This is a genomic window from Alkalihalobacillus deserti, from assembly GCF_020734105.1.
Taxonomy (GTDB): domain Bacteria; phylum Bacillota; class Bacilli; order Bacillales; family Bacillaceae_D; genus Halalkalibacter; species Halalkalibacter deserti.
In genome coordinates, this window is sequence record NZ_JAJAFR010000001.1 from 697,312 (window position 1) to 721,618 (window position 24,307).

Here is a 24,307-nt window from a genome sequence, read left to right on the forward strand (position 1 = left end):
TGTATCAATCTCAGCATATTATTCATATCATTCTAGAATAGTATGCCTACGTCATAACCGAAAATAAAGCAATAACAAAAAGCAACTGACATCAGATTATCATCAGTTGCTCTTATTTCGTTTATTATCTCTCATTTCCATAGTTTCTTTTTGATCTAGTTAGTTAGATACATGATATTGTCAATAAATTAACTAGAATCAAACGCTTTTTAAAAAAATAGTACCAAAGTATTAAATGTTATTTCATAAGTATAGAGCAAATGTAAGGGTTTTCGAAAGTGTATTTTTAAAAGATTCAGATTTAGCTTAAGACTATTTCTTAGAAAATGGTTATTCAGGTTTTAAAAACGTTACTTGAAAGATTCAAATGAAAGTGATGTGGCATACTACCTATAAAAGAAGTAGTGCTAGCAGACTGCATAGCCCAATTCAGGAACCTTTTTTAATTGTAATGAAGATAATTTCTAAAGTTTGAACAAAGTAAGTCTATACCATAAGTATAGGAGAGAAGTTATGTCTTCTGTTTTATTAGCTGCAATGTGGGGAGGAATAGCAGGTTCCTCACTTGTGTTAGGTGCACTATTAGGAATTTACAAGGAAATACCTACTAAAATTTCTGCCTTCGTCATGGCATTCGGTACGGGAGTTCTCATTGGAGCTGCTACCTTTGAGTTATTGTCGGATGCTATTAAAGAAGGAGGGATCCTCTATCCATCTATCGGCTTTCTGTTAGGATCAACTTTATTTATTATGATTGAGCTTTTTATTAGTAAAAAGGGGGCCAAAGAACGAAAACGGTCAAAAGGGAATCCACCAGGTCATTCGGGTATGGCGATATTCGTAGGATCTGTCATCGATGCTATTCCAGAATCAGTCATTATTGGTGTTAGCCTACTTGAGAGTAAATCCGTAAGCTGGGTCATTGTGATTGCCATTTTTATAAGTAACTTTCCAGAAGCTATGTCCAGTAGTATTGGCTTAAAAAAGGATGGATATCATAAAGGAAAAATCTTATTCCTTTGGTTAATGGTTATGATGCTATCCTCAGTAAGTTCGCTTTTAGGTTTTCTTTTAATTGACTCTTCTTCCACCTTACTAATAACAGCAATTGGAGCATTTGCAGCAGGTGGAATTTTTGCAATGGTGTCTTCGACCATGTTACCAGAAGCTTTTGAAGAAGGGGGGCCTATTGTTGGATATATTTCAGCATTAGGTTTGCTAACTTCTTTAATTCTTACATATTTTGGATAACAGGAACGGGTCACCCGCCAGTTCTCATTTTACTTTTACGTACATTATGAGTGTCAACGGTTTAGGAGGTTATGCAGCTCTGACTACCAATGTGCGTCTGGACTTGAGAGGGATTCTTTCGTTCAATATCAGAATGAAACGATTAGCTTTTTAACCAATGTTGAATTGGTTATTGGAACAAGGAATTTTATCTAAATCACCAACCATCAATCCTGTTCCATCAGTTGAGTTTATTAATAAGCAGGATTTTCATAAAAGGACTGCTTGGCGGGAGAAGTTAAGCTGGAGTCATATTTTTGCTTTTTAAGTCGGCCCACTTCATTCTAGAAAGTTTTTCATTAAAAAAGATTTATTTAATTTAATATTTTGTTATTATATTCTATGTAAAAATGGATAACCTATTTCATTAAAGGCAAAATTGAGGTGATAGCATTGAAAAAGTTCATTTTCACACTAATCTTTATATTCTTTATTTCTGCTTGTTCATTTGAAGATAATCATCAATCCGAGAAAAATGGAAGGGATGCAGTAGAAGTATTTTCAAGACAAGATGAGGTAATTGCAACAGATTTAAATATCCCTTGGAATATAAACAAATATGATAATACTTTTTATTTGAGTCAACGAGCTGGAACTATTGTTAAAGTTGATGGTGTTAGCGGTTCAAAAACAGTTCAAGATGTAGAAGTTACAAAGGAAGTCCTGCATGAAGGTGAAGGAGGATTTTTAGGTTTCATTCTTTCTCACGATTTTGAGATTTCCCGTGAAGCATTTGCTTATCATACATATAAACAAGATGGAGAAGTTTATAACCGAATTATTGTCCTTAAACTTAATCAAAATACGTGGAAGGAAGAAATGATTTTACTAGAGGGAATTCCTGGTGGAAGTATTCATAACGGTGGTCGACTCAAAATGGGTCCAGATGGGAAATTGTATGCTACCGCAGGTGATGCTGGGAACCCAGAAGCGGCTCAAAATGTTGAAATTTTAGCAGGGAAAATTTTGCGTATGGAATTGGATGGTACAGTTCCAAAAGATAATCCATTGCAAAATTCATATATTTATTCCTTTGGGCATCGCAATCCACAAGGACTAGCCTGGGATGATGACGGAAATTTATATAGCTCTGAACATGGTCAAACGGCTCGTGATGAAATTAATTTGATTGAACCTGGAAAAAATTACGGATGGCCGATAATTGAAGGGGATCAGCAAGCTCCTAATATGGTCTCTCCGTTATATCAAACAGGAGATGACACGTGGGCTCCATCAGGAATTGCAATTAAAAATGAAAAAATCTATGTGGCCAATTTACGAGGTGAAAGCATTCGAGTATTTAATCTAACTGACCATACAGTGGATACTTTATTTGAAAACGTGGGGAGAATGCGGGATGTGCTGATAGAAAAAGATACATTATTTACAATAACGAACAATCGTGATGGACGAGGAAATCCTCGAGAAGGAGATGATAAATTATTCAAAATTTCCTTATTAAAGTAGGTGAGTGTTAATTCCCTATTTATTTTGGAGAATTATTTTTATACTTTATGATTATCAACAACAATAGATGACTAGGTTTTTCGTGACATTCTAAGTGATATATAGTTTTTCCTTTTTTAATAACCAGGCGCTATCCTTGTAAGGATTAGCGCCTGATTTTACCAATGATAGCTGGTGATTGATAGTTAAACCATTCCTTTCGGGTCAATTGCCTTATTAATTTCTGCTGTTAGTAAACCTTTTTCTTGGAGTATTTGCTTTATGGTTTTATGTTCTTCATCTGCTTTCATCCCGATCTGTGAAGCCATATCGTAACCCATTATTGGACTTAATCCGGTAACCAAAGAAAGACTTTCTTTCATCCACTTTTTACATATTTCTACATTTACTTGAATGCCACTAATACACTTTGTTACAAGAGTTTGAATCGCATTTGCCAGTAATTCAATTGAGTGAAGAAACGTGTGAGCAATTACTGGCATCATCACATTGATTTCCAATTGACTTGCCATACCAGCAGTTGCGATTGCTGTTTCATAACCGATTATTTGGCAGCACACCATATGCGTCATTTCTAAAATAGCAGGATTTACTTTTCCTGGCATAATCGTCGAACCTGGTTGAACAGAGGGAAGAGTGATTTCCGATAAGCCTGTTCTCGGACCAGAGCTGAGTAGACGCAAATCACTGGTGATTTTGATTAGATGAATCGCAAGTTCTTTTAGTGTCAGCATACAGCGTATGGGCTCACTCATATTTTGCATAAATGCAAAGATGTTCACAGGCTCTCGAAAAGGTAGGTTTGTACGAGTGCAAATCTCTTGAATGACTTTTGGCGTATAACCAGGTTGTAAATTGATTTTCGTTCCGATCGCATTTCCACCTAAACCGATTTCATACAATGCATTCAGTTTCTCATCAATCTGCCAATAGACAGCTTGGATTGTTTCTGCAAAACCTGAGAATTCTTGCCCGAATCGTATCGGAACTGCATCGTGCAAATGAGTACGCCCGGATTTTAAGATAGGCATAAACTGATCGGCTTTTTTTTGAAGTTCCTGTTGCAATTGTGCTAAGGCGGGAAGTAGCCTTTGAATAATTGTTTCTGCAGCTGCCATATTTAGAGCTGAGGGAAATGTGTCGTTTGTTGATTGTGACATGTTTACATGATCATTCGGATGGATTTGCTTTGAACCAGCCATTATTTCTGAAGCACGATTCGCAATTACCTCATTGGCATTCATATTCTGTGATGTACCTGCTCCTGCTTGATACACGTCAACAACAAAATGCTCATCCCATTTTCCTTCGCTTACTTCTTCGGACGCTTGTATTATGGCTTTTCCCATTTCAGGGGAGAGCTTCCCTAATTCCACATTTACCGTTGCAGCTGAAGCTTTAATAATCCCTTGCGCTTTAATAAACGACCGTGGTAAACGAATTCCGCTTATCTGAAAGTTTTCCACTGCACGTTGAGTTTGAGAACCATAATAGGCTGATGAAGGAACCATTATGTTACCTAACGGGTCATTTTCCATTCGATATTGGTTGGAAGAATCCATTCCATCTTTCTCTCCTTCAATTATAGACATAGACATATGTACGAAACCTTATTATTATTGTTTCCATTGACGTTTGTAATAAACAAGGTTTTGATATTATAATGTGGTTTCTATGTATAGATACGGGTAGATAAAGAATTTAGAAAGCAGAACGATGGACTTTTTTAGTATTTTGAAGGAGAAAACGGGGTAAACTTAATAAAAATAAGTATGTGAATTAAGTTGTAGTGGTAAAATGATTGTTAAGGTTAATTTAATAAAAGTTTCTATATGAAGGGGAATGGATAGTTTGAGTAAAAATGAAACAAGAACAGATTTACCAGCGAATTTTAATGAATTAAAAAAATCAATTAATAGAACATCTAATTGGAGAGAGCGTTTAGATGCGATAGAAGATTTAGGTCATTGGAAAAGCCGAGAGACAGTGGAATTATTAAAGCATAGTATGACGGGAGATTCAGTTTTTAAGATACAGGAGGCTGCTTACCGTAAACTTATTGCCTTAGGTGAAAAGGTCACGATGCCTGAACGGAAGAGCGGGGAGCTAATCAAGGATACAAAGAAAATCCTAGTTAGAATTAAGAAGAGTTTACCTAAAAATCATTCATATGAAGACTTTAAAGAAAAAGTGAAAAAGATGAGAAGTGACATATATGATACGTATGAAGGAGAGAAAGGGACTGACTTTGATAAATGGCTAGAGGCAACTTGGACAACATTACCTACTAAATAATACACTTGTTGATTCTTTAGTCTTACTTTAATTTTTTAAGCTCCTGGAAATTATATTTGCAGGAACTTTTTTTAGTCTAGGAAGACACTAATATAACAAGCGTTTAAAGATACTTCGAGTCACTTTTTTAAGCATTTATTTTAAAAATAATTTCTTTTATTGTGATACATATTACATCTGCAATAAAACTCTTCTTATAAAATTGAGGTAGTTAAAAAAACTTAGTAAAGGGATGACTAGTGTGATAGTAAATGAATTGATTGAAACAAAGGAAATATATACTGGTGAAGTTGCTGAGAATTATTACGTGATTTACGAGGAGACAGTAAGTAAGGACTTTGTACTGAAAAATAACTACTTACTCGAGAAAAGTAGCATTATTGAAAAGGCGATCAATATCTTGAAAGGTGATACATTCTCAACATTACAAAAAGTGAAAGCATATCCTATTGAAAATCTAGCAATAGAGTCGATGAAAGATATAATTGAAAAGGACTACCCTGAACTATTTAATCGTGCTTATTAACTAAAAATAGAGTTTGAACAAGGTGTTTGCAATAGTATTGTGGTCCCAGTGCTTTAAAGCACTGGGACCACTTTTTTTAAGGCCTTTTTTCAAAAGCAACTCTACAACCTCATCGAAAAGATCCTACTACGTCCCTTCCTCCATGCAAGGGATCTTCTCAACTTCTAGCGCTCTTCATGTATCACCCTAAAAAATCTTATGTTTATCTTCATGCTTTACTGGGAATCCGTTCAGTGTAATCAAAATTTAGAGGAGGATAATATATGAGAAAAACAGTTATCGGTGGAGTATTTAGAAACCCAGAAGAAGCAGTTCAAGCAATTGAAGGTCTTCATGATATGGGCTATAAAAAGGAAGAGATCTCGGTTTTCGCAAAAGATAGTGATGATGTAAAAGGTATTGAAAATAAAACAAGAAGTGAAGTTACTGTAAAAGATAGTGGACGAGGTAAGAATGCAGGAAAAGGTTTAGGTATCGGTGCTGGGACAGGCGGCGTTCTCGGCGGTATTACAGGAATCATTGCCGAAATCGGACTATTAGCTATCCCTGGGATTGGTGTTCTTGCGGCCGCTGGACCACTAGCGACTGCATTAAGCGGTGCAGCTATTGGTGCTGGAGGTGGTGGACTCATCGGGGTTCTTACAGGTGCGGGAATTCCAAAAGAACACGCAAAAGAGTATGAAGACTATCTAAACAAAGGCCATATTGTTGTATTAGTGGAAGCGGATGGAGAACGAGAAGATAAATTATATGGTCATTTCTCAAACAACAACTCATTAAATACTCATACATATCCTGAACATGTGCGGGTTAATAACGGGTAAAATAAATTTTTAGAGTGTAAAATAACAAAAGCAGGGTAATGTCTTGAAGTTGATGCCTGTTACTTGTCGAATCCAACAAGTAACAGGCACATTTTTTCTGTTCTATTCTTTAACGATAAAATACCTCATTAACTTCCCAAGATTCAACAATCTGGTGAGCTGCTTGAGGGTCATAACCTCTTCCAATTAAATAACTGATCGCTGCTACTTCCCTCATGGCGTGTAGATGTGAAGTAAATTGAGCTTCTTTAAGACCGTATTGAACAATCGGTTCTACCGTTGATAATATATGATGTTTTATCTGTTGTTGTGGTTGAGGATTGAGATATTGTTGTTGATGATGATAAGGATTTTGACCTTGATCTAAATGATGAGGATTAAATGACGATTGATAATTATGCATTTTAAATTCAGCTCCCTGTTTTAACTTGATGAATACACAACAGCCTATGTTCGCATTAACTAGGAGGTGTGCCTATTTTAATGCTGAGATTCACTCTTTTTTCAGGAATAATTAGTTATTACTTCTAGACCAAGGAAGGTAACCCATTTAATAAACTAGAACCTACATTAGATTATGTATAGGTTGAGAGAATTCCTAACTATATGAATTTGTGAATGGAGAATTAGTTGCTACTATCTTCTATAATATAGTTAAATTTTTTACACGAACGGTTACTTTATTGAGGTTAGTGGTAAACTAAAACATTGTTCAACAACAGGCGTATTTCTCTAAAAGAGAGTGCGTCTTTTACTATTATGATCTGCACCAGTATAATAATGTTTACCTATTGTCTTTTAAGTATTTTATACTGATAAGAGGACATTATAACAATTTGTAAATTCAATACAATAAAATGAGTAGGAAAGATATAACGGAGGTAGTCCAATTATGAATATTTTGGTACAAGGTGCAGGAGCTTTAGGAGCATATTTTGGTGGAAGGATGTTAGAAGCAGGTTTAAACGTTTCGTTTTTTGTGAGAGAAAAACGCGCTGCTCAACTGACAAAAGAAGGTTTGAAAATAATCAGTCCTGAAGGAAATTTTGCAAGAAAAGAGGTAGCGGTTTATACATCACCTGAACAAGTGAAAAATATAGATTTAGTGATACTGACTGTTAAAGGTTATCATCTTGACCAAGTCATACCGCAAGTTCAAACGATCGTTCAACAGACGGGAGCGTTTGTGCTGCCATTGTTAAATGGCGTCGAGCATTTGGAAAGACTACAGCAAGTCATTGGAAAAGAAAAAGTGATAGGAGGATTTGCCTCTATCATAGCTACATTAAATGAACAAGGCCACGTAGAGCATACTAGCGCAAATAGTGCCATGAAATTTGGGGCTCTTGATAACGAACAGGCGGATATATGTGAGCAATTAGAAGAGATAAATAGTCATGTCAAAACGAATTTACTAAGAGAAGAAAATATTTTAAAGCATATGTGGAAAAAATACATATTTATTACGTCATTTTCTGGGATAACTTCAGCGATGCAGCTACCAGCAGGTTTTATAGCGAGTTCGGAGGCTTCGTATGTAGTTGCTAAAAAGGTAATCTTTGAAATGAATACACTAGCTGCGAAAGAGGGCATTGCTTTAACAGAGTATGAAGTGGAATCGATGGCAAACAGATTAAAAGGTTTCAAAAAAGGAGCGACATCGTCCATGCATCAGGATATGAGAAAAGGGCTCCCTATAGAAGTCGAGCATTTACATGGGGGAGCGCTGCGTTTGGCAACTAAACACGATGTGATGGTTCCTGTTATTGAAACGCTATATGGAATACTTAAACCGTATGAAAACGGTAAACCGGATTGTCTTTAGAAATAGTTAAGATCTGCAACAATTGGGCGCTAACCATTAATAGGTGAGCGTCTTTTTGTTATCTATGGACATGATCATAGGGATAGAATAAAATTTCTTGAATCTTTATTTAATTGAGCGCATCAAGAATGTTTTATTTTTAAAAATCAGCAGCATACATATGTGATATATCGCTGAAGAGGTATTTAGAAGTGGAAAACTACGGCATCGACTCTCTAGCCGATATTTCTAGAGAAAGGACAAACTGTATTTGTTCTCTTTTTTATAAAAGTATTTAGTACGAGAATGTTTAAAATTACTTGTCAAGACAAAAGGATATTTAGATTAAATACAGGAGAGAATAGGGAGGATTTCGCTTAAATTAAACAGCAATTAATTAAAGAAGGCAAGAAAAAGAAGTGACTCTCAATGTTTTCTTATAGGAAACATTTTTATATAATAGTGAAAAAACTATTGACATTATACAACTTTATTTGTTATCTTATAAATTACAAAGATTCATATAGAGAAACAACGGAGTGATCATTTTTATTTGGGTGTTTCTTAATAGAGATATTTTATCTCTCTATAAATGGATTGAACTATGATTAGCTTCTTGAGAAAAACGAATAAGAAGGGATGATTCGATTTGAATTCACCGATGATTTATGAACTTCGTAAACCAACTAATATTGAGCCCGATAAAACCTATCCTGCCATCTTTGTTATGCATGGAATTGGTAGTAATGAACAAAATATGCTGGCGCTAGTTGATGGGTTAGAAGATTTTTATATTTTTAGTGTTCGTGGTCATTTATCTCAACCCCCGGGTTTTGCCTATTTTACGATTCAAGGTTATGGAAAACCACACAAAGAAGTATTTGATCATGGAATAAGTCAGCTTACTAGCTTTATCGATTATGCAACTGAACAATATCCATTAGATCACGGCCATTTGTATTTACTTGGCTTTAGTCAAGGTGCGATTGTATCTATGACGCTTGGGTTAACATTGGGAAATCGAATCAAAGGAATTGTAGCTCTCAGTGGATATATTCCTAGATTCGTCAAGGAAGAATATGATATAAAATCTGTTGATCAGGTTTCATTGTTTATTTCTCACGGCGAACTTGACAACATCCTACCTTATGAGTGGGGAGTAGAAAGTCATGAGTATTTTCAAGGGTTAGGTGCTCAAGTAACCTTTCAAGCTTATCCAGAAGGACATACTGTTTCATTAAAGAATCAACAGGATTTTACGAAGTGGCTAGTTGATAATTTAAAGAAATAATAATAAAGAAAAGGAACTTTATTGAAGGAGGAATAATTATGCTGCCATCTTTGTTTGTTGCTCACGGAGCACCACTATTAGCACTTGAGGATAATGACTACACTCAGTTTTTACAATCATTAGGTACTTTATTGCCGAAGCCAAAAGCGATTGTTTTGTTTTCAGCACACTGGGAGTCATCTACTCAAAAAGTGAGTGATGTTGATAAGTTTGAAACCATCTATGATTTTGGTGGATTTCCAGAAGCTTTATATCGTATTAAATATCCAGCAAAAGGTAACGAGACAGTTACAAAGGAAATTGTAGAATTGTTCACTACAGAGGGTGTACCTTTTGAAGTTGATAAAACACGTGGCTTAGATCATGGGGCTTGGGTAGTTCTTAAAATGCTTTATCCTAGTGCCGATATTCCGGTCATTTCAATGTCTGTAAACCCTCACCTCACACCAGAGGAACAATATAAAATTGGAAAGTCTTTATCACAATTTAGAGAAAAGGACATTTTGATTATTGGGAGTGGTGGAACGGTTCATAATCTTGGGGTCTTAAGAATGGGTAGTGATGATGGAACGATCGACCAATGGGCACTTGATTTTGATGAGTGGATAGAACGACATATAAATAATTGGGATATCGAATCATTATTCCAGTACAACTCATTTGCTCCGGCCGCTCAATATGCGGTACCGCCACATGGAAATGAACACTTTGTTCCACTTTTTTATGCTATGGGTGCAGCAGATCACGATAGAAGTGCAAAATTATTACATCGCAGTTATCGATACGGAAACCTTAGTCATAGTGTGTGGCAATTTGGAGATTCAAAATAAATTTTAAATTAACTTGGAGGTATGAAAATGGATAAGAAATATGAAGTAAGTGTTTTAATTTTAAGGATCGTATTAGGAATAACTTTCTTTGTTCACGGAGTAGTAAAATTCCAAGGAGGAATTGAAAATACCGTTGGTTGGTTTGACAGCATAGGGTTACCATGGTTTCTAGCTTATGGGGTTGCTTTATTAGAAGTTGTTGGTGGAATTGCAATAGTACTTGGTTTATTTAGCAGAGTGGCTTCTACCTTACTTGCCTTACTGATGGTCGGAGCAATCGTAAAAGTGAAATTAGCTGTTGGCTTTTTAGGAAATGGTCAAATGGCCGGTTATGAATTAGACCTAGCGCTCTTAGCAATGGCCGTGTTTATTGCAATTAATGGCTCTAAGGCTTATGCACTTGATCAATTTATTTTCAAAGGGCAAGATACTAGTAACACAACATCTGTATAATAACTCAACTGAAATAAACAAGTATTAATCTTGTGCATTACTTCAATTCCAGAAGTAATGCTTTTTTTTGTAGTTTGTATTAAAGGAGGAAAGAAACATGCCATTATACAAATTAACGATGGTAAGAAGGAAAAGATCAAGAAACTACGTTCGCATGGGCAATGTATCTTTTAATGTCAGATAATTTCTTTCGCTTAAATGTTGATTTATCCTGTAGTGTTTACCGATGGTGTTGGGCCGTGTCGTAATCTTTAAATGGACATCTCCCACCCACAAGTGGTTATACTAGTGAGGAGTAGTTATTAATATGATATTAATTGAGCATAAAAAACTCCACCAAAATACAAATTAATTAAAAAGGGAGTAATATATATGATACAAGCAAAGTTTGACTCAAAAGTTTTTTCTTTGTTGGAAAATAAAATTCAATTAATTAAAACTAAAAAAGGAGCCATTTATTTAGTTGGACCCATTCGACTACCAGTTAATTTGTACGGGGAGACGGTTGTGTTCCAATGGTATTGTTGGTTGAATTGTAATGAAGTAACTGAAGACTATGAGAGAATTATTGAAAAATTATCTTCTGTTAATTTAGCTGAGTTACAGCAATCAAGCGTTTTAACCTATGGTGATTTTTCATATGAGGATGATGCGATTATTAGAATGCATTCCATTTGTCATACAGGTGATATATTTGGCAGTAAGCGTTGTGATTGTGGATATCAATTGAAACAGTCCATGAAAATGATTGTGGACCATGGAACGGGTGCTTTATTTTATTTAGCTAACCATGAAGGAAGAGGGATTGGATTGTTTACTAAGGCAATGGCCTATATACTTCAGGAAAACGGCTATGATACGGTTGATGCAAATGAAAGCCTAGGATTTGTTGATGATTCAAGAAACTATGATGATGCGATTGATGTTCTTAAAGCATTAAGATCCAAACCGGTTACACTAATGACAAATAATCCTAAAAAGCTAGAGGCATTGAAAAACTCTGGTTTGAAGCTTTCAGAAAGAAAGTCATTATGGGGAGATGTTTCAGAGTTTAACGAGAATTATCTAGAAACAAAAATAAAACGTTCAGGTCATCTAGAGGAGGCTTGTTCGAATGACTAACAATGAATTTTAGATGGATTTGGCTTTAAAAAATGCAATAGCAATGAAAGGACAGAACGACCCCAATCCATAGTTGGCTAATGGTAAAAAAATCATTTTTCCACAAGAAGGAGAATGAATTATCTGAACAAAAAACCGGCCGTAAGAGAAATCAAATACTAATTCATTTACTGTGGTGATCTGAGAATTATGGATGGCTAAAGCAATGGCTTAACACAAAGGGATCGTATCATAGAAAAAAGACGCCCAACAGGACGTCTTTTTATGCGTTTGCGGCGAGAGACAGCACACCACATTGTGCATTGCCTAAAAGGCGCGTCAATCTCGTCTTATGCAAATTAGCTCATCGCTAGACTAGTATACCACTGTTCATGTTGAAAGAGAAGTTGAATTTGTGGTAACCTCATATCCACTTATTACCAGTGTGGAAGTTAGAAGCAAATAATAAATGATATAAGGGTTGAATAAAAGACCTTACATTTTACTCGAAGGAGAAGCAATGGTATCGACATTTGCTGCATGTTATTTTCGAATCGGTTAGAGGTCCCCTTATTCTAGCAAGCTATGTAATGATTGCTTTTGGTTGACTGGTTTACGAAAGTAACGGCTATAGTTCAATTGGCTCAAAGGTTGAAAAAGAAAATTCCCATAATATGATTTATATCACTGCTTTACTAATTGAGAAAGCGTATCATGGGTGTATAGGGACCTAAATAATAAAAAGGGAAGTGTTATCTATTATGAAACAAACGAATTTACAAGAGTATATGCAATATAATGAAGAGAGATTTACAAAGAGGATAATATTTAAGGAAGGTGAAAGTACGGTATTTCTACTTAACTTTATGCCACAACAAGCATTGCCAATGGTAGTCTTTTTTCGTAAATAATTAACGGGTAGCATGACAAGAACAGCGGTTATGCTCTTGCTTATGCCAAGGTGTGGGATAGGGTTATTCTCTAAGGGAAACACAGATTAGCATAACCATTAGAACAGTCTATGGTTATGCTACCAATATTACCTTAAAATACTTCCGGAATTACAGGTTCTGTTCTTGACTTTTCGATGGTAATAGTTCTATTTTTTGTGTTATCTTTATTTTCTTCGTATATAAACTGTGAATGAGCATGCCAAAAATAATAATAAAAAGCCCACCTAATGCTAAGCCATTTGGTAATGGAGTTGAAAGAATTAATACTTCACCAATCATTACAAATAAAACTTGCGTAGATTGTGTAGCTTCGACAGCAGCTAATTTACCCTGGTGCTCTCTAACCCTTTCAGTAGCTATAAAAAATAAAGTGGTTGCAATGACTCCTGAGCAGATTGCCACAATAAAAGATTGGAGAAGTTGATCCGAAGAAGGTGCACCGACTTTAATGAAACCGAAAGCGCTAATGATTAGCCAAAATGGAAGACTTGCCAATGTCATCCCAAACACTCGTTGAAACGTATCTAATCTTCCGCCACATAACTCCATCATTTTACGATTTCCTAATGGGTAAGCAAACGCAGCAAGTACAACAGGTGAAACACCAATGATAATCATCTGAACGGTTAGATCATTAGCTTGTTGCCATTGAATAAGCATGACACCAAATAAAATAAGGAGTGAGATGATTAAAGCCTTCTTTGGTATCCTATGTCTAACCTTGATTAGACCGTTTTTCGATTGAATCGTCTCGAAAAAAAGGGGTCCTAATAAAACACCTGCTACAATAGTAAGTTGCCAGGTGCCTGCAACCAACCAACCTGGTCCATATGCAGACGCATACGTTAAGGGAGCGTAAAATAAAACAAATCCAACAAAACTCCACCATAACCAATGATAGGGTTGTTTTACAATTTCAGTAATCACTTGTTTTAAATTGCTTCTTAACAGTACAATTAAAAATAAAAAAGGGAGCATGAAGAGGAATCTCAAAGACGAACTCCATATCCAACTTCCTCCTGCAAGCTCCATTGAACGATTCAATATAAATGTGATAGCAAAGAACATAGAAGCTATTATGCCAATAAATATTTCTTTCATAGATACACACCTTTCATTCACCTGATGATTTTTAGTATATTATACTATACTTTTAATATATTATACTATGCAAAATAACGATAATAAAAGGAGTGATTTTCATGGATAGCACACATAATGAAGCTGAAAAATTAGCTAAACAAGTTGGCGAAATGCTTAGGAGAATAAGGCGTGAAAGAGGAATGAGTCTACAAGAACTTGCTACTATCACAGATGTAAGCAAATTAACATTAGGTAAAATCGAAAGAGGAGAAGCGAACCCGTCCCTCAGTGTTATTTGGAAAATAGCAAATGGTTTAAGGTTACCGATCTCAGCACTGCTTAATGAAAATCAAGAAGTAATAGTCTCTCGGAAAAACAAAGGAAAAAAAGTATTAAGTACTAATGAAGCTTGTGCGTTGGAACCGATATTTGATGCTACTAATTATGGTTCATTAGAAATACATCGGGCTTTTCTAAAACCTAACAGTGAATACTCACCAGGTGCTCATCAGTTCGGAGTGATCGAATATGTTACGGTAATGAAGGGTGAATTAAAAATAAAGATAGAGGATGACTATTATCATCTTGATGAGTATGACTCGATCAAGTTTAACGGTGATAGAGAACATGCCTATATTAATCCAACTAGATTTGAAACAGTATTACACTTTGTAATGACCTATTCTAAATCTTAATTTTTTGAAAATATTCATAAATTATTATTGTTATTTGATTATACAGTCTCTTCAACGGTTTTAATAAAAAAACGGTTACAAGTATTTGTTAACGTTAACTCAATATTGGCCGGCATTCCGGTAGTAAGAACACCTTTTCTTAGACACTTTTAACAAAGGAAATGGGAGGTGAAATATATTGACATTTCAAAAATCAGTAATCGAAACAATACGTACACGGCAATCAATAAGAACTTACGATACACAAGATATAACTGAATCCGATTATAAAATCATAACTGAATACATAGATAACAAACAAAATCTTATAGGCCCTTTTAATAGTAAAGGTAAGATGGAGCTTATTCGAGTAACTGATAATGTCACGGATAAAGGGATCAAGCTTGGGACATATGGTTTTATCAAAAATCCAAAAGCTTATTTAGTTGGGATATGTGAAAATAATACATACTCTTTAGTGAATTTCAGTTATACGTTTGAAAAGTTAGTGTTATTTTTAACGGATCTTCAAATCGGTACTTGCTGGATGGGTGGAACATTCAGTCGAAAATCATTTGAAAAAGAAATTTCTATTGGTGAAAGGGAGTTTATACCTTGCGTCACTCCAATTGGTTATCCAAAAGAAAAACAGCGAATGTTTGATAAGGCTCTTCGAATTGTTGTAAAAGCAGATAACAAAAAGGCCTGGAATCAACTGTTTTATGATGAGAGTTTTGAAGCTGTTTTAGATTATAATAAAGCAGGCCCTTTTCAAACCCCAATTGAATCAGTAAGACTTGGACCATCTGCTTCGAATAAACAACCGTGGAGACTTGTTTTAGCGAACGACCGTACAGTTTGCCATTTTTTCATTGAACACACACCAAACTATAGCACGAAGCTAGGTTATCAAATGCAGTTACTAGACATCGGGATTGCTATGTGCCACTTTGATTTAACTTGTAAAGAATTGAAGATGCATGGGGAATGGGAAATAGAAGATCCGAAACTGGAGCGACTGAATGAACAAGCTGAGTATATTGCTAGCTGGAGAATTTGTTAATGTCGATTTGGGGTCCGTGAAAACATTTATAGATCAGTTGAATCCTATTTTTTGTGAGCTTAATCATATTTCGCTAGGGCTTTTTAAAAATTCAATTTTTCATTCTTTAAGGTATTATAAACTTCTTCAACATTACGTTTCTTTTGTTTTTAATTGGTATAGTATGCTTCGAGGAATGAATAAATGGTGGAGGTGGATTTTTATGTCTTTTACATTTGATTGGATAATGGAAGCGGTTATAGAAGTAGGGGATGTTCAAGAAATAGGAGCAACTCCACTGAGACGAATTATCCCAATAATTGGTGGGCATTTAAAGGTCCAGGATTAACAGGGGTCATTCTTCCTAGGGGTGCTGACTGCAAATTGTTCGTACTGATGGAGTTCGTGAGATTGAGGCACGAAATACACTTGAAACTGATGATGGAACTAAAATTTATGTAGTAAATAAAGGGCTTATAAACGGAAAGTCTGAAGAACCTAAAACTTTTTATTTCAAAACCACACCTACTTTTTTTTGAGGTGGCTGGTGAAAAATATAGTTGGCTCACTCGCTCGGTTTTTATATCAAATTTTATCAAGTAAAGTAATATCTTGCTCAAACTTACCTTCATATAAGTGGGGAATAAAAGACAAGCATCTTCTTATAGTAGGCACAGCAACGCATAGCTGTGTCTATTAGGTCTGAAAAAGAATTTTTATATCGATGGAAACCTAAGAAAAAGACCTGTGCAAAACAACAGGTCTTTTCGGACATTACTTTAAAGCTTAAACGAACTCTTCAACGAAACAATTAGATTAAATACAAGGTTGCCTTTTGTCGTACTTGGATCGACATTAAAGTAACCGTGTCTAAAGAATTGAAACTTTTCTTGCGTGGCAGCTTCTTTCATATTTGGCTCTACAAAGCCTTTTAAAGCTTGAAGGGAGTTAGGGTTTACATGATCCAGGAACGTTTTTTCTACTTCCGTTTCCGTTAATTCTTCTAACTCTTCTGGTTCTTCATTTAAAATGAGTGGCTCATATAAGCGGAACTCAGCTGGCACCGCTTGTGTTGCTTCGACAAAGTGTAATGTTCCTTTTACCTTACGACCCGTAAAGCCTGTACCGCTTTTTGTTTCCGGATCATACGTACAATGGATTTCTACTACGTTCCCGTCTTCGTCTTTTATGACATCCTCACACTTAATAAAGTAAGCATGTTTTAGACGAACTTCGTTACCAGGAAATAGACGGAAGTATTTTTTTGGCGGGTCTTCCATGAAATCTTCTTGCTCAATGTAAATTTCTCTTGAAAATGGTATTTGTCTTGTACCCATTTCAGGATTTTCAGGGTTGATTTCCGCGTCTAGCATTTCCACTTGTCCTTCTGGATAGTTTGTGATCACTACTTTTAACGGACGAAGGATTCCCATTGTACGAGGTGCTTTCATTTTTAAATCTTCTCGTACAAAGAAGTCTAACATTTGCGAATCTACCGTGCCAGACCCTTTCGATACACCTGTTTCCCGCACAAATGCACGAATTGCCTCGGGGGTATAACCTCTTCTTCGTAAACCTGAGAGCGTTGGCATACGTGGGTCATCCCATCCATCGACAAACCCTTCATCAACTAGTTGTTTTAATTTCCGCTTACTCATTACTGAATTGGTGATGTTTAAACGACCGAACTCGATTTGTTGTGGAGAACTCGTCATTTCACATTCTTCTACTACCCAGTTGTAAAGTGGACGTTGGTCTTCAAACTCTGTTGTACAGATAGAATGTGTGACATCTTCTATCGCATCCTCTAATGCATGAGCGAAGGCGTACATTGGATAAATACACCACTCGTCCCCTGTGTTATGGTGTGTTGCATGAGAGATACGGTAAATAACAGGATCTCGCAAGTTAATATTAGGAGAACCCATATCAATTTTCGCTCTTAACACCTTTTCGCCGTTTCCAAACTCGCCTTTCCGCATACGCTCGAATAAATCTAAGTTTTCCTCAATCGAACGATTTCGGTATGGACTATCTTTTCCTGGCTCCGTTAATGTACCACGATATGCACGAATTTCATCTGCTGAAAGATCATCGACATAGGCTTTTCCTTTTTTAATGAGAAGTACGGCTCTTTCGTACATTTCTTGAAAATAATCGGATGCGAAAAATAGTCCATCCCAATCATAGCCGAGCCACTGTACATCCTCTTTAATAGCATGAACATACTCTGAGTCTTCCTTTAGTGGGTTAGTGTCATCAAAGCGTAGGTTCGTTTTTCCGTTAAATTCATCTGCTAAATCAAAGTTAATCACGATCGATTTCGCATGTCCAATATGTAAGTATCCATTAGGTTCTGGTGGGAAACGAGTTATAACATGGTTTCGCTTGCCGGACTCTAAATCTTCTTTAATGATATTTCGTATAAAGTTCGAAGAGTTATGTTCCATGTTTTTCAACCTTCCTTGTTATGTATTGTGCATTATATACTTTCCCATAATACACCATGTAATTAGAATATTGTATCACAAGTCATTGTGTGAGCAAATGCTCGTTTATATACAATGTAGAGCAGATACTATTAATGTGTTCTTTGCTAGCGTAGTTGGTTCAAAGTATATCAAGGATATTTATGGACGCTTGCCACATATTCCGCTTATACCTACCGGTGTAATTAATCTTTCAAGTTATATCCAAAATAGGAGCAGTTTGTTGGGTGGGAAGTTCACTCGTTAATCAAAAAAGGTTTGGACAACGTACCGTAGTAATACTGAAAAAAGGTTGTTTTAATCCGACTTTTTTTGTATTGATATACGGTTAATTTCAGGGCTTTTAGTATACGAGCGTTCCAAACCCCAATTACCTTCACACTAAAAAGAGTCAATTGAGTAAATGAATTCTTTCCCCTTCGTAAAATGATGACCGTAGATATCTAATGCAGCAGCCACTGACTTGTTAAACTCCTTTCCGCTTGTAAATTGGCTTAAGTGAGCAAATGGTTCAATTAGGCCATTGAAAAAGGTGCAAATCGTACCATTTTTCAATGGCCTCAGTAAGTGCGAAGGGGTAGTTTTTTCTGAAAGCATTTTCTTAGTCATTTCTGACATTATGTGCTAAAGTATCTTCAAGAAAGTTACATAACGTATAAGCATCGAAAAAAATAATAGGATGGTGTTCATAATGGAAATTGAACAACTTACAAGTATTGAAGACATGAATCAATTTGTACGACAGTCAGGAAAACACTTGCTTTTTAAGCATAGTACAACTTGTCCAATTAGTGCCAATGCACATAAAGAATTTCAAACTTTTGTAGAAGAGACGAGCACGTCTGCTGCGATTGTATTAGTCATTGAAGACAAACCTGTATCCAATCAAATTGCCGAAGATCTAGGAATTAAGCATGAATCCCCACAAATTTTCTTGCTTGAAGATGGAAAAGTTCGTTGGAATACGTCTCACTGGAAAATTACAAAAGATTCGTTAAAGGAGGCTATCAGTGAATGAGTAAACAAGTGATCGTCTATTCAACTGACGGCTGCGTGGAATGCACCTACGTGAAACAAATGTTAAGTGATGAAGGAGTTTCATTTGAAGTAAGAGATGTTATGGCTAGTGAGGAATATCAAAAAGAGGTGGAAAAGTTTGGCTTTATGGGTGTGCCTGTTACCGTTATAGGTGAACAAGCAGTGAAAGGATTTACGCCCGAACTTAAAGAGCTAATTGACAATGCCAAAAAGTAAAGAAAAAGAAGACTCTAACGGTCGGATTGGACCTTTGGAGTCTTCTTTAGTTATGCCATGTTTGTTAGACCTAACAAAAATGATTCGTATTGTTTTAGAAAGAGTTCACTTTGATTCAAATGCACTAAATGTCCTGCATCTGGAACTTCGACATACTGAACATGGGGGATGACTTTAAATAAATCATAGGTACAGCTTCGATATAAAAAGTCATATTCACCACTGACCCATAAAATTGGTTTTTGGCATCTAGTTAAAACCGATTTCAAATCGTATTGAAGACGAATATTCAGAGATTGTTTTATAATGGAAGGATGCATTAATAAACCATACTTCAAGAAAATATCTTTTGATTTTGAATTATAAGGGTTTGGCATTTCTTTTGTGTTTGGTTTAACTCTTTCTGCATAGTTAGTAAGCCAAATTGAATAATCTTCCATTGGCTCAATTAATGAGAGCTTAAATTGATCGAATAAAAAAGATGGATTATTATAATGACCACCGATGTTACAAATACTCATCACCTTATCAGGATACTTTTTTTCAAACGCATGGGCAATATAACAACCAAAGCTTAATGCACAAATATGAGCTTTATCAATTCTTTCGGTTTCAAATACTTCCCAAAGCTGTTCAACTAAATATTCAAGTGTAAAACGAACGTTAGTGCCTAAATCAGATCCGTGCCCTAAATAATTATAGGTAATCGTTTGATAGTTTGCGTTTAGTTGGTTGACTTCAACTTTAAACACATCTTGATTACCTACTAAACCATGTAAAAAGACGATAGGATCGCCGCTGCCTTTACTCGTAATATTCATCGATTTTCCCTTCCTTTTTCACACTCATCATTTAAAAGCATCTATCTCTAGATAGACTAACGGATAAAGTAACTGCAGGTTCAGAAATTGCTCATTACACAATGGTTATTATTCACCAATTTAATAATGTGTGAACGATATATCCAATATTTATATTTGTATCTTTACTTATATCATTATATGAAACTTATGTTCATATTACTAAATGTTATGTTGACCATCAATCGTCAATTTGTTATTCTATATTTAACTTTTTTTCATATTAGAAAAACTATTAGTCTTGTAAATTATAAAGCGTATTTGCGAAAAGGTGGAAGGAAAAGGGAGCGAAGTCAGATGAATGATTCAATTTATAATATTCTAGAACAAAAGATCGAAATAATCCATCAACAGGGGAGTGTAGACCTTGCACTTGTTGGCCCGATACAACTTCCTGTTCAGCTCAGTGATCAAGAAATCACCTTTCAATGGTATACATGGGTTTCATTGAAAGACTTACCGTCAAGTAAAGAGGATTTATTGAAAGCTTTGCCAAACGCAAATCTTGCTTTCTCACAACAATCATCGATCTTAGTATATGGTGACTTTTCAAGTGCTGATGAATCGTTCATTCGCTTCCATAGCATATGCCATACCGGAGATATTTTTGGGAGTAAACGCTGTGATTGTGGGTTTCAATTACAACAATCGCTAAAAATGATTGTCGAAAATGGCAGTGGTGCTCTTTTTTACCTAGCGAATCATGAAGGCCGCGGCATCGGTTTGTTCTCGAAATCATTAGCGTACCTATTGCAACAAGAAGGATACGATACAGTAGAAGCCAATGAACAATTAGGTTTTGAAGATGACTATCGCTCCTATGAAGAGGCGATTCGCATTCTTAAGACGTTTAGAACAAAACCAGTTAGTCTGATCACGAACAATCCCAAAAAAGTTACGTCACTAAGTGATGCTGGAATGCTTGTAGACCGAACCGTGCCATTGTGGGGAGATGTATCTGATCATAATAAAAAATATTTGCAAACGAAAATTGATAAGTCAGGACATGTGAAGGGTCTTGAGACAGGACTTCTTAGTTAAAAGCCGAAAAAAAGACAGACGAAAAGGTGATGAACATGCATCTACAGACGGATGTTTGTATTGTTGGAGGAGGACCAGCAGGAATTTTACTTGGTCATTTACTAGCAAAAAAAGGGGTCTCTACGATTGTTTTAGAACGCTCGAGCGGTGTGGATAGGGAGTTTAGAGGGGAACATATCACTTCTGAAACAGAGGCCATCTTAAAGCAACACCACTTGTTTGAAAAAGTGGAGGTAGAAGGAATTCTCAGAATGAAAAGGATAGAATTCTTTGCTGCTGGTAACATCGTTAAAACGATTGCGCCAGAATCAGCTGAAGGTCATGTCGGAATCCATGTTCCTCAATCCCATTTATTAACTGCATTCGTACAGGAATCACAGCGTTTTCCCCATCACCATATCCTTATGAATACGACTGTAACGAAATTGATTCAAGATGAAAAAGGATTTTATACAGGTGTGAAAGCAAGAAAGGGTAACGAAGAGCTGACCATAACAAGTTCGATCGTGGTCGGAGCTGACGGCCGCTTTTCGACGGTAAGAAAACTTGCCAATATAACGACGATTCATAAGTCACACGGGTATGATGTATTGTGGGCGAAGATACCAGCCCCAAAAGATTGGGAACCAACGACAAGAATGTTGCAAGTTCGTGGCCATCAACTCGCATTGTTCACGCAAACCGGAGAGTACATTCAAATTGGTTGGAATATTAAAGATGGGTCATTTCCTACATTAAAAAAAGAGCCGTTAAAGCCGTTGATTGAGCCTCTCATAGAGAGCTTTCCTGAATTAAAGGAGATTGTGTTACAGCACCTTCAATCTTGGAAAAACTTTGTTTGTCTAAAGGTAGAAAGTTCTCGTTGTGAAACTTGGGTAAAGGACGGATTGGTCATTATCGGTGATGCTGCACATACAATGACGCCAACGGGAGCAATCGGCATCAATTGTGCGATGAAAGATGCCGACATACTAGCCCCTATTATTAAGGGAGCTCTTTCAGACCAAAACACTAGTGCCAATCGCCTTAAAATGTTCGAAGAGTTAAGAAGAGTAGAAATTGAAATCCAACAAGACATGCAGATTGAAAAAGAAGATTCTTTCTCGAAGGAGTTTGCTGAGACGGCTGTTTCCTAGATCCTATTTATGTTGTAGAAATTCATCGGAACAGGTGAATAATGATCGAGTTTTTGTTCGATATTGTTTCTAAGTGATGTGATCCTGCCCGCAGTATTGGGGCAGGATTCTTTTGTGGAAATGAAAACCCTAGGCTAGGCCTAGGGTTCCAAAAAGCTTCTAGCGTGGTATTAAAAAAGCCCTTTAGCATTAATATTCTAGCCCCATCAACGCATCATGCTTAAAAACAAATTTTACAAACACTAGCTTTCACTAGCTTGTTATCAACTTTCAGCATCCCACTTGGTTACAGAATAATAATTTTAAAAAAATTCACATTTGAAATTTATTTTGTCCACAATAGGAATAAGTTTGTTAATATGTTATTTAGGACAAGATTATAAGGGTGTGTTTATATGTTACTTAAAGATTTTCTAGAAAGTCGCTCATCAAAACTGCAAGAGTTAAAGAAATTGTATCAATTTATTCAAAAAAATGGACCGGTAACAAAAGCGGAATTAATGGAATTTACAAAGATAAAAAAAACAAAATTAAACAGAATGATTGATGAGTTATTAAAAAATAACCTTTTAAAAGAGTATGGGATAGGTGACACCTCTATTGGAAGACCTCCAACTTACTATGATGTGGTGCTAGACAAGGATTATATTATAGGAATTCATATTTCAAGAATGGCTGTAGAAGTTGTTTTATGTAATGTACGTTACAAAATTATTGAAGAAGAGATATTCGTTATAACATCCATACATACCCTGGATTTTATAATAAATAAAATTAAAAGTATTATACGTAGATTAATGAAAGATCATAAATTAGAAATTGAAAATCTAATAGGATTTGGTTTTGCTACAGTGGGTCCAATAGATAGGGAAGGGGGAATGATTATAGTGAGAGAACCGTTTCTTGCCCCAAATTGGAAAAATACACCTGTAGTTGAAATGTTACAAAATGAATTTCCAGTGAAAATAATGCTTGAATTAGCCACCGAAACAGCAGTCGTTGCTGAATATGATGCATATGATTCAGTGCATAAAAATATCGTCTATTTAATTGCTGGTGCTTGGGGATTAGGGTGTGGAGTTATCTGTAATGGAGCTGTTTTGCCGGGGCAAAACTATAATTATGAGCATATGATTATAAACTTTGATGGGAAATTATGTTCATGTGGGAAAAGAGGATGTTTGATTGCTTATTCTTCTTTTAATGGGATTATTCAAGAGCTAAAAAATAATAAATTAATTGAGGAGCTGAGTAATGCACAAGTTCAACAAGCATCAGTAAATGATCTAATCGAATACTTTAAGCAAGGAGATGAAAAAACAAAAGAAATCATCTTAAATACAGCTGATTATTTAGGGCTTGGCTTATCAAATTTAATTAACATCTTTCAAGCAGAATTAATTATTCTTAGTGGTCCTTTAATTTATAACTTTGATGGATATTTTAATCGAGTAGTAGAAAGTGCATTACAAAATTTAAAAGATAGAGAAAATAATCTTATTTTCACTACAGGAAAAAGAAAAGATAGAGCGGTGGTTGTAGGTGCGTGTATCACTCTCTTCGAGTCATATTTTCCGAAAACTTTTTAAAAATTCTGTTCAAGGTATATTGACTTTTCTGTAAATTCAATATACTATGAAGTTGTAATTAAGTCCGAAGTGGGAAAAAGTGAAAGTAAAAAAGCGGAAATGCTTTTTTATTTAATGACTTATTACCAAAATGGTCAAAAAGTTTACGCTGGTATATTTTTCAAAAAAGAAGATTATAACGGAAATTAAATTTTAGGAACAGGCTTACCTAAGGATATCAAAACAGAAATGCCTCAGATGAAGAATTTGTAAATAGAATGGGGCACTGTTTTCTACGGCAAGTTGGAGTAGTTGCTAAAGAAATT

At 35.7% G+C, this 24,307-nt stretch carries 24 protein-coding genes; 19 read left to right on the forward strand and 5 right to left on the reverse strand.

Annotated elements, in window-relative coordinates; all coding sequences use genetic code 11:
• The first annotated feature begins 513 nt into the window (after positions 1-513).
• Both LDX58_RS03465 and LDX58_RS03470 read left to right on the forward strand, forming a co-directional pair.
• Positions 514-1,251, forward strand: coding sequence for a ZIP family metal transporter (locus LDX58_RS03465; RefSeq protein ID WP_227935432.1), 738 nt, complete (start codon positions 514-516; stop codon positions 1,249-1,251).
• Between the two features lie 423 nt (positions 1,252-1,674).
• Entirely contained in the window at positions 1,675-2,757 is a 1,083-nt protein-coding gene (locus LDX58_RS03470) for a PQQ-dependent sugar dehydrogenase (RefSeq protein WP_372459075.1), read from the forward strand.
• 185 nt (positions 2,758-2,942) lie between these two features.
• Here the strand turns inward: LDX58_RS03470 and LDX58_RS03475 are convergent, their stop codons facing one another.
• Positions 2,943-4,355 (reverse strand): class II fumarate hydratase, encoded by a 1,413-nt coding sequence (locus LDX58_RS03475; protein ID WP_227935434.1) that lies wholly within the window; start codon positions 4,353-4,355, stop codon positions 2,943-2,945.
• Between the two features lie 253 nt (positions 4,356-4,608).
• On the opposite strand from LDX58_RS03475, the gene LDX58_RS03480 reads away from it, so the two are divergent.
• The 3 genes from LDX58_RS03480 (at position 4,609) to LDX58_RS03490 (ending at position 6,402) form a co-directional block, all read left to right on the forward strand.
• Entirely contained in the window at positions 4,609-5,052 is a 444-nt protein-coding gene (locus LDX58_RS03480; protein WP_372459076.1) for a HEAT repeat domain-containing protein, read from the forward strand.
• Positions 5,053-5,293: 241 nt separating this feature from the next.
• Positions 5,294-5,578, forward strand: a complete 285-nt coding sequence (locus LDX58_RS03485; RefSeq protein WP_227935436.1) for a hypothetical protein — start codon at positions 5,294-5,296, stop codon at positions 5,576-5,578.
• Positions 5,579-5,841: 263 nt separating this feature from the next.
• Positions 5,842-6,402, forward strand: coding sequence for a general stress protein (locus LDX58_RS03490; RefSeq protein ID WP_227935437.1), 561 nt, complete (start codon positions 5,842-5,844; stop codon positions 6,400-6,402).
• 109 nt (positions 6,403-6,511) lie between these two features.
• On the opposite strand, the gene LDX58_RS03495 is transcribed toward LDX58_RS03490, so the two are convergent.
• The gene (locus LDX58_RS03495) at positions 6,512-6,805 is read right to left on the reverse strand and encodes a hypothetical protein (RefSeq protein WP_227935438.1); all 294 of its coding nucleotides are present in this window, start codon (positions 6,803-6,805) and stop codon (positions 6,512-6,514) included.
• 489 nt (positions 6,806-7,294) lie between these two features.
• On the opposite strand from LDX58_RS03495, the gene LDX58_RS03500 reads away from it, so the two are divergent.
• The 5 genes from LDX58_RS03500 (at position 7,295) to LDX58_RS03520 (ending at position 11,902) form a co-directional block, all read left to right on the forward strand.
• Positions 7,295-8,227 (forward strand): ketopantoate reductase family protein, encoded by a 933-nt coding sequence (locus LDX58_RS03500; RefSeq protein ID WP_227935439.1) that lies wholly within the window; start codon positions 7,295-7,297, stop codon positions 8,225-8,227.
• A 628-nt stretch (positions 8,228-8,855) separates the two neighbouring features.
• Entirely contained in the window at positions 8,856-9,497 is a 642-nt protein-coding gene (locus LDX58_RS03505) for an alpha/beta hydrolase (RefSeq protein ID WP_227935440.1), read from the forward strand.
• 38 nt (positions 9,498-9,535) lie between these two features.
• The gene (locus tag LDX58_RS03510; RefSeq protein WP_227935441.1) at positions 9,536-10,327 is read left to right on the forward strand and encodes a dioxygenase family protein; all 792 of its coding nucleotides are present in this window, start codon (positions 9,536-9,538) and stop codon (positions 10,325-10,327) included.
• A gap of 27 nt (positions 10,328-10,354) precedes the next feature.
• Positions 10,355-10,780, forward strand: coding sequence for a DoxX family protein (locus tag LDX58_RS03515; RefSeq protein WP_227935442.1), 426 nt, complete (start codon positions 10,355-10,357; stop codon positions 10,778-10,780).
• 372 nt (positions 10,781-11,152) lie between these two features.
• On the forward strand, positions 11,153-11,902 hold the full coding sequence (locus LDX58_RS03520) for a GTP cyclohydrolase II (RefSeq protein WP_227935443.1): 750 nt from the start codon (positions 11,153-11,155) through the stop codon (positions 11,900-11,902).
• Between the two features lie 1,040 nt (positions 11,903-12,942).
• Here LDX58_RS03520 and LDX58_RS03525 read toward each other — a convergent pair.
• Positions 12,943-13,935 (reverse strand): DMT family transporter, encoded by a 993-nt coding sequence (locus tag LDX58_RS03525; protein ID WP_227935444.1) that lies wholly within the window; start codon positions 13,933-13,935, stop codon positions 12,943-12,945.
• A gap of 101 nt (positions 13,936-14,036) precedes the next feature.
• On the opposite strand from LDX58_RS03525, the gene LDX58_RS03530 reads away from it, so the two are divergent.
• The 4 genes from LDX58_RS03530 (at position 14,037) to LDX58_RS26600 (ending at position 16,172) form a co-directional block, all read left to right on the forward strand.
• Positions 14,037-14,612 (forward strand): helix-turn-helix domain-containing protein, encoded by a 576-nt coding sequence (locus tag LDX58_RS03530; protein WP_227935445.1) that lies wholly within the window; start codon positions 14,037-14,039, stop codon positions 14,610-14,612.
• Between the two features lie 178 nt (positions 14,613-14,790).
• On the forward strand, positions 14,791-15,654 hold the full coding sequence (locus LDX58_RS03535) for a nitroreductase family protein (protein WP_227935446.1): 864 nt from the start codon (positions 14,791-14,793) through the stop codon (positions 15,652-15,654).
• 202 nt (positions 15,655-15,856) lie between these two features.
• Complete coding sequence (locus LDX58_RS25795; RefSeq protein ID WP_265416528.1) at positions 15,857-15,982, forward strand: hypothetical protein; 126 nt, start codon at positions 15,857-15,859, stop codon at positions 15,980-15,982.
• A gap of 34 nt (positions 15,983-16,016) precedes the next feature.
• Entirely contained in the window at positions 16,017-16,172 is a 156-nt protein-coding gene (locus tag LDX58_RS26600; protein WP_227935498.1) for a DUF3237 family protein, read from the forward strand.
• 240 nt (positions 16,173-16,412) lie between these two features.
• Here the strand turns inward: LDX58_RS26600 and LDX58_RS03545 are convergent, their stop codons facing one another.
• Complete coding sequence (locus LDX58_RS03545; RefSeq protein WP_227935447.1) at positions 16,413-18,083, reverse strand: glutamine--tRNA ligase/YqeY domain fusion protein; 1,671 nt, start codon at positions 18,081-18,083, stop codon at positions 16,413-16,415.
• Between the two features lie 730 nt (positions 18,084-18,813).
• On the opposite strand from LDX58_RS03545, the gene ytxJ reads away from it, so the two are divergent.
• Together ytxJ and LDX58_RS03555 are read left to right on the forward strand one after the other, a co-directional pair.
• Complete coding sequence (gene ytxJ / locus LDX58_RS03550; RefSeq protein WP_227935448.1) at positions 18,814-19,140, forward strand: bacillithiol system redox-active protein YtxJ; 327 nt, start codon at positions 18,814-18,816, stop codon at positions 19,138-19,140.
• The gene (locus LDX58_RS03555; protein ID WP_227935449.1) at positions 19,137-19,376 is read left to right on the forward strand and encodes a glutaredoxin family protein; all 240 of its coding nucleotides are present in this window, start codon (positions 19,137-19,139) and stop codon (positions 19,374-19,376) included. The genes ytxJ and LDX58_RS03555 overlap by 4 nt, the downstream gene beginning before the upstream one ends.
• A gap of 50 nt (positions 19,377-19,426) precedes the next feature.
• Here the strand turns inward: LDX58_RS03555 and LDX58_RS03560 are convergent, their stop codons facing one another.
• Positions 19,427-20,197, reverse strand: a complete 771-nt coding sequence (locus LDX58_RS03560) for an alpha/beta fold hydrolase (RefSeq protein ID WP_227935450.1) — start codon at positions 20,195-20,197, stop codon at positions 19,427-19,429.
• Between the two features lie 336 nt (positions 20,198-20,533).
• On the opposite strand from LDX58_RS03560, the gene LDX58_RS03565 reads away from it, so the two are divergent.
• The 3 genes from LDX58_RS03565 to LDX58_RS03575 all read left to right on the forward strand — a co-directional run bounded on the left by LDX58_RS03565 (position 20,534) and on the right by LDX58_RS03575 (position 24,002).
• On the forward strand, positions 20,534-21,277 hold the full coding sequence (locus LDX58_RS03565) for a GTP cyclohydrolase II (RefSeq protein ID WP_227935451.1): 744 nt from the start codon (positions 20,534-20,536) through the stop codon (positions 21,275-21,277).
• 35 nt (positions 21,278-21,312) lie between these two features.
• Positions 21,313-22,413, forward strand: a complete 1,101-nt coding sequence (locus LDX58_RS03570; protein WP_227935452.1) for an FAD-dependent monooxygenase — start codon at positions 21,313-21,315, stop codon at positions 22,411-22,413.
• A 395-nt stretch (positions 22,414-22,808) separates the two neighbouring features.
• The gene (locus LDX58_RS03575) at positions 22,809-24,002 is read left to right on the forward strand and encodes an ROK family protein (RefSeq protein ID WP_227935453.1); all 1,194 of its coding nucleotides are present in this window, start codon (positions 22,809-22,811) and stop codon (positions 24,000-24,002) included.
• Positions 24,003-24,307: the final 305 nt, after the last annotated feature.